Raw genomic sequence first — 6,605 nt, forward strand, 5'->3', positions numbered from 1 at the left:
CCGCCACCCCGAACATACACAACACATTTCACGAGACATCAAAAAGCCGATCGGTGGATCGAGGCTAAACTGACCGGCTCGGCAGTAGCAGGGCCGACGCCGGCGCTGCGTGAACATCCGATCGCCGCGGTCAAGGCCATCGCGCCCCTCGTGGGATGGCCTGTGTGACAGTGGTTTCGATGATGAGTGCAACGCCTTTCATGCGGCCGCGAGCGACAGCATTCGGTGAGTACGTCCATGGTGCGGACTCGCGATCTCCCCGACCCGGAGTGGATCGTCTGGTCCCGACATGGGGAATATCCGTCGGGCCGAGGACATCGTTAGCGTCGCGCAGGAATGTTATGGACTCGTGATGCGGGCTACACCGTCGAGGGCCAATACGCCTTGCGGAGAATGCCTTTCACGAGCTTGCCGGTGGGAGTCCGGGGTAGGTCGTCGACAAAGTCGACCGAACGGGGCACCTTGTAGCCCGCGATCTTCTCGCGGGTGAAGTCGAGCAACTCGGCAGTGAGCTCATCGGATGGTGAGAACCCGGGCGCGAGTTGAACACACGCCTTGGCGACCTCGCCGAGATCGGGATCGGGGACGCCGATCACACCGACATCGAACACGGCGGGATGGGTGACGAGGACGTTCTCGGCCTCCTGCGGGTAGATGTTGACCCCGCCGGAGATGATCATGAAGGCCTTGCGGTCGGTGAGGTAGAGGTAGCCGTCCTCGTCGACGTAGCCGACGTCGCCGGTGGTCGACCAGTTGTCGTGCGCGGAGTGCCGCGCCTGCGCGGTCTTCTCCGGGTCGTTGTGGTACTCGAAGACGGCCTCCTCGCGCTCGAAGTAGACCAACCCGACCTCGCCGGTGGGCAGATCGTTGCCGTCCTCGTCGCAGATGTGCACCACGCCGAGTAGTGGCTTGCCCACCGAACCAGGATGATCCAGTGCCTCCTGGGGTCCGATGAACGTGGCTCCGGCCGCCTCGGTGGAGGCGTAGTACTCGTGGATCACCGGGCCCCACCACTCGATCATGGCGCGCTTGACCTCGGCCGGGCAGGGCGCGGCGGCGTGAATGGCGACCTTCATGCTCGAGACGTCGTACCGGGAGCGGACCTCCTCGGGCAGTTTCAACATGCGGATGAACATGGTGGGCACCCACTGGCTGTGGGTGACGTGGTAGGTCTCGATGAGCCGCAGGGCTTCCTCGGGTTCGAAGCGGTCCATGAACACCACGGTGCCGCCCACCGAATTGGTGGTGCCGCAATACCGCAGTGGCGCAGCGTGATACAGCGGCGCGGGGGAGAGGTAGGCGGAATTCTCGTCGAATCCGTACATCGGGGCGAACACCGCGGTGTAGGCGTCGGGGATCTCGTCGACCTGGCCTTGCGGCAGTGGGGTCTGGATTCCCTTGGGCCGTCCGGTGGTTCCCGACGAGTAGAGCATGTCGGTGCCGCGGGGCTGATCGGTTCGCGGCTGCGACGACGCGCTCGCGAGGACCTTCTCGTACGAGTCGAAGCCGGGCAGTTCGCCGCCCCAGACGAGTCGGTGTCCGGGTGCGGCGAGGGCGGGGAGTTCACCCGCACGCTCTACGGCGTGCGCCACCGACGCCCCCGCGAAGACAACCTGCGCGTTGGAGTCGGAGAGGATGTAATTGGTCTCCTCGGCCGTCAGGTGATGGTTGATCGCGGTGACGTACATGCCGCTGCGCAGCGCCGCCCAGTAGACCTCGAAGATGTGCAGGTCGTTCTCGGAGACCACGGCGATCGCATCCCCCGGCTCGAGACCGAGGGAGTGGAGATGATTGGCCAGGCGTGTGGAGTTCTCGTCGAGTTCTCGGTAGGTCAACTGCTCGCCGGTCGAGGCACGAATGACGGCGGGTTTGTCGGGGGTACGGGCGGCGAAGACTCCAGGGAACACGATCTCTCCTCATCGACGATGGCAACTGTAAGCAAGGTTATAGCGAGCGCTCACTCGGTAGGTCAGAATCTGTCCGAATCGCCCGAATCCGTTTATCGTCGTCACATGCCATTCGAGGTCCGCGTTCTGGGCGCGCTGGCGGTGCATGTCGACGGGGTCGAGGTGCCGTTGGGGGGCCCGCTGCCGCGAGCCCTGTTGTCGCGTCTGTTGATCGCGGGTGGCGAGGTGGTGTCGGCGTCGACGATCATCGACGATCTGTGGCATCAGAGCCCGCCACGGACGGCCACCGGAACTCTGCAGGCTTATGTCTCGACACTTCGACGCGTTCTCGAGCCGGCGCACGCACAGAAGTCGCCGGAGGTGCTCGTCCGCACCGGAAGCGGCTACCGATTGCTCATCCCTCACGACGCGGTGGATGCCAATGTCTTTGTCTGACAAGCGCAGCGAGGGCGCGCACTGCTCGAGTCCGGCGGCGCCGCGGCGGCGCGTGACATCCTCGCGCAGGCGCTGGCCCAGTGGCGCGGACCGGCGTACAGCGATATCGAGGGTTGGGGGTTCGCCGAGATCGAAGCCACGCGCCTCGCCGCGGTGCGAGCCGACGCCGTCGACGACCACCTCGCCGCGACGAGTGCATGTGGCGACCACGAGTCGGTCATCGTCGAGTTGTCCGCCCTCCTGCGTGCCGATCCGCTGCGGGAGAAGCGCTGGGAACTGCTCGCTCTGGCGCAGTACCGTGCGGGTCGGCAGGCGCAGGCATTGGAGAGCCTGCGGACTGCGCGCGGCGTGCTCGCCGACGAGATCGGCGCCGATCCCGGACCGTCGCTGGTGGCCCTGCAGGAAGCCATCCTGCGACACGATCCCGGTTTGATCGTCGACGTGGAGCACGACGCCCGCGCTCGTCTGGGACGTCACATCCCGGTCGCGCTCACTTCCTTCGTCGGGCGGCGCGACGACCTCGCCGACATCGAGCGCGCACTAGGAACCGATCGACTGGTGACGCTCACCGGACCGGGCGGCATCGGCAAAACACGTCTGGCGATGGCGGTTGCCGCGGCGCGCTCCGACCACGACGGTCCGTGGTTCGTCGAGGCCTCGGGCACCCGGGATCACGACTCCCTCGTCGAGGCCACGACGCGCGTGCTCGGCGTCACCGCGAGCGGTGGAGTCGACGTGCTCACCGCACTGCTGAGCTCGCGGCGAACGCTACTCGTCCTCGACAACTGTGAGCACGTGGCAGGCGAGGTCGCGAAGCTCGTCCTGGCGCTGCTGACCGGATGCCCGGCGTGCGGGTGCTCGCCACCAGCCGGGTGCGGCTCGGTGTTCCCGGTGAGCATGTCCACGTTGTCGGACCGCTGCGCGAGGCCGCAACACTGTTCACCGAACGCGCCCCTCGCGCTGCGGGTACCGAGGATCCGGCCGACATCGTCACCCTGTGTCAGGCTCTCGACAATCTGCCTCTGGCAATCGAACTCGCTGCCGCGCGGACCTCGATGTTGTCGGTGCGACAACTGCACCACCTGTTGATCGATCGCTTCGCACTGCTGCGCACCGCGCGAGCCGCGTTACCGGGTACGGCAGGTGAGCGTCACTCGAGCATGTACGCCGCCATCGAGGGGTCCTACCGTGCCCTCGACGAATCGCAACGGCGGTTGTTCGAGGCGCTGACGGTGTTCGCAGGCGGATTCGATCACGAAGCAGCCGAAGCGGTGACCGGACACAGGTCACGTTTGCTCGGTGACCTCGAGGCGCTCATCGACTCCTCGATGGTGACCGTCCTCGGTGGCGACCCGCGGCGCTACCGCATCCTGGATACGCTGCGCGAGTTCGCCGTCGACCATCTTGATGAATCCCGCGCCGCCGCCTTGCAAGCAGCGCACCTGCGGTGGGTGCGCGCGATGAGCGCCGAGGTCGATGCGGGACTGCGCGGTCCCGACACCCTTGCCTGGACGCGTCGTCTCGACGCCGAGATGCCCAACATTCATGCGGCGCTGGCGCGGTGCCGCCACGCCGACCCGGCGGCGTACACGCAGATCGTCGGTGGCATCTTCTGGTACTGGTACCGTCGCGGCCACGTCGACGAGGGGCTGCGAATGCTGCGACCGGCCCTGACGGTGGCCGACGACCCCGGCATTCCCGTTGTCGACAGGCTGCGTGCGCTGTGCGGCGCGCTCGTGATCGCCTATCTCGCAGGTGATCTGGATGTGCTGCGCGACTCGATGGGGCGTCTTGACGCGACTCTGTCCAGCGCGCCACTGGACATGACCAGTCGTGACGACCGTCTTGCCCACGCCGATGCCGCGGTGACCCTGGGATTCTTCCAGGGTGGTGCCGGTGCGGTCGAGTCCGGCATCGCCCTGGCTCGCGGCGCCTTGTCGGTGGCGACGTCCGACGGGCTGCCGCAGGTCGCGGCGGAGGCCCGGATGGCGCTCGGCGCCGCGTGTTTTCGCGCCGGTGATCACGATGCGGCCGATGACGAACTCGCCCTGGCGGTCGAGCTCGGGTGCGAGTGCGGATACGACTGGTTGGTCGCCTCGGCGTTGTGGATCCATGCCAAGAACGACATCGCGCGCGGCCGGGTGCACGGCCCGGCACAGGAGAAGCTGACCGAGATGATCGCGGCCTGCGAACGGATCGACGATCTGACGTCCTGGATGGTGGCCGTCTACACGCTCGCCTACGTCGAGTTCGTCCGGGGCGAACACGAGGCCGCCGCCTGTCTGCTCGGGGTGGCCGAGCACCACGGTGCGGTGACCGGATATCGGCCGGAGCGGATGGACATCATCGATCTCGCCTCGTACGGACACGAGATGACCGAGGGGATCGACGCGCAGGTGCTGGGGGAGGGGATGGCGACGGGTCGTGCGCTCGAGCGCGCCGCGGTCGCCAAGCTGATCCGCGAACGCGTCGCCGCGGTGGGCCGGAATCCCGCGATCGGGTAGATCGCGGATATGAGCGGAGATCAGTTCTCGCCGGCCGGGTTCGCCGTGGCCGGGTCGCTCTCCAAGTGATTTACCAGTGCCACCGATCATGCTGTCGGCACCGAGTTCTCCGTCATCGGAGGGCCCCGATCCGCCGAGGACACAGCCATGACCATCGAGAACTCACCATCCGCGGAGTCGACGGGTGTCGACCCCGGCCGTCGGAGAACCGACGATCTCTCCCCCGACCCCGCGTTGCCGACCAACCGGGTACAGATGATCGGGTCGGCCCTCGTGGTCGGCGCGATGAGCTGGGGCGTCGCACTCACGTGTCTCGACGGTGTGGACGGGTTCGGTGCCCCCTCACTCCTCACCGGGATCGCTGCGCTGATGTTCCAGGCGGCGCTACTGGGGTTGCTGCACCTGCAGTACCGCGATCGGGCCATGACCGGTAAGGGTGGCGCCGCGCGGGTGGCGCGTATCGGATACACGGCGCAGGCCGTGGTGCTCGCCGGCGCGATGGTCTCGACCACGCTCGACGCGTTCTGGCTCATCCAGGGGTCGCTCGTGTGGACAATGTTCGACTCGTGCTGGCCGTTGTCGATGCTCGGCATGCTGATCATCGGCATTCGCGTCGCGATCGTCGGTCGTTGGCATGGCGCTCTGCGGTGGCAGACGCTGTTCGCGCAGAGCTGGCTGGTGTGGGGAATCCCGTTGTCGGCGTTGGGGTTCGTCGGTTCAGTACTCGGCGGTGCGCAGATCGTCCTCGGGTATGGGGTCCTCGGCGGGCTGCTCGTCGCGTGGCCCGCCCGGGGACGAACGGCGTCGACCGCGTGGTCACACGACAGGTGACTCCTCCTGCACGGGCGGCGGGGATCAGGCGACGCTGCGGCGCAGTGCTGCCTCGATGGCGTCGCCGACCATGGGGTCGCCCACCGTGAGCCGGAAACCATGTGTGCCACAGACCTTGCCCTGAATTCCCGATCGGGTCAGCAGGTGGTCGAGGGTGAGTCCGTCGGGGCCGGGGACGTAGACGAAGTTGGCCTCACCGGCCAGCGTGGGGTAGCCCAGTTGCTCGAGTTGCGCTGCCAGCCGAGTGCGCTCGGCGCGGACGGCTCCGACCCGATCGCGGATCTCACCGTCGGCGCCGAGCACCGCCGTCACCGCGGCGGCGGCGGTGGTGCTCACCGCGAACGGCAACTCGCGTCTGAGGATCCCCGCCATCGCCTCGTGACCGCCGAATGCGTAACCCGCGCGCAGTCCGGCCAGACCGTAGGCCTTCGAGAACGTGCGCAGCACCACGAGGTGCGCACGTCGCGAGATCAGGTCGAGCACGTCGGGTGGCGACGAGCAGTACTCCACATATGCCTGATCGAGCACCACTCGGGTCGACACCGGAATCCGGGCGAGCAGGTCGGACAATGCGTCCGCGTCGACGGTGAGTCCGGTCGGATTGTGCGGTGAGCACACGATGACCGCTGCGGTGTCGGGTCCGATCGCGGCGGTGAGCGCCTCCAGGTCCGGGCGACCGCCGGCGTCGAGCGGCGTGGTGCGCAGGTGGCCGCCGATCATGCCGGCCAGGAGTGCGAATCCGTCGAAGGTCGGTGCAGGCGTGAGGATCACCGGCGACGAGATCCCGCGGATGCGGGCGCGCTGCACCGCATCGGCGAGGATGGCGTGGGCCAGGGCGGTCGCGCCCGGCCCGACGCTCACCTGGGCGGGGTCGAGTCCGATGTGTGCGGCGATCGCGCGGCGTGTGGTGTCGGCTCCGAATTCGGGA

6 protein-coding genes are annotated in these 6,605 nt (G+C 67.5%); 4 read left to right on the forward strand and 2 right to left on the reverse strand.

The features are described from left to right. Window positions 1-359 precede the first annotated feature (359 nt). The gene (locus B1964_RS10050) at window positions 360-1,907 is read right to left on the reverse strand and encodes an acyl-CoA synthetase (RefSeq protein ID WP_079929662.1); all 1,548 of its coding nucleotides are present in this window, start codon (window positions 1,905-1,907) and stop codon (window positions 360-362) included. Window positions 1,908-2,012: 105 nt separating this feature from the next. Here B1964_RS10050 and B1964_RS30965 point away from each other — a divergent pair, with 105 nt between their 5' ends. From B1964_RS30965 to B1964_RS10060, 4 genes are all read left to right on the forward strand, one after another. Further along, window positions 2,013-2,342, forward strand: coding sequence for a winged helix-turn-helix domain-containing protein (locus tag B1964_RS30965; RefSeq protein WP_253193945.1), 330 nt, complete (start codon window positions 2,013-2,015; stop codon window positions 2,340-2,342). A 57-nt stretch (window positions 2,343-2,399) separates the two neighbouring features. Continuing rightward, window positions 2,400-3,431, forward strand: a complete 1,032-nt coding sequence (locus B1964_RS30970; RefSeq protein ID WP_253193947.1) for a BTAD domain-containing putative transcriptional regulator — start codon at window positions 2,400-2,402, stop codon at window positions 3,429-3,431. Next, entirely contained in the window at window positions 3,407-4,846 is a 1,440-nt protein-coding gene (locus B1964_RS30975; RefSeq protein WP_253193946.1) for a hypothetical protein, read from the forward strand. Before B1964_RS30970 ends, B1964_RS30975 begins: the two co-directional genes overlap by 25 nt. A gap of 147 nt (window positions 4,847-4,993) precedes the next feature. Continuing rightward, the gene (locus tag B1964_RS10060) at window positions 4,994-5,677 is read left to right on the forward strand and encodes a hypothetical protein (protein ID WP_079929663.1); all 684 of its coding nucleotides are present in this window, start codon (window positions 4,994-4,996) and stop codon (window positions 5,675-5,677) included. A gap of 24 nt (window positions 5,678-5,701) precedes the next feature. Here the strand turns inward: B1964_RS10060 and B1964_RS10065 are convergent. Beyond that, the coding region (locus B1964_RS10065) for an aminotransferase class I/II-fold pyridoxal phosphate-dependent enzyme (RefSeq protein ID WP_079929664.1) at window positions 5,702-6,605 on the reverse strand (904 nt) is incomplete at its 5' end.

The sequence above is a fragment of the Gordonia sp. i37 genome, from assembly GCF_002043085.1.
In the GTDB taxonomy this organism is placed as follows: domain Bacteria; phylum Actinomycetota; class Actinomycetes; order Mycobacteriales; family Mycobacteriaceae; genus Gordonia; species Gordonia polyisoprenivorans.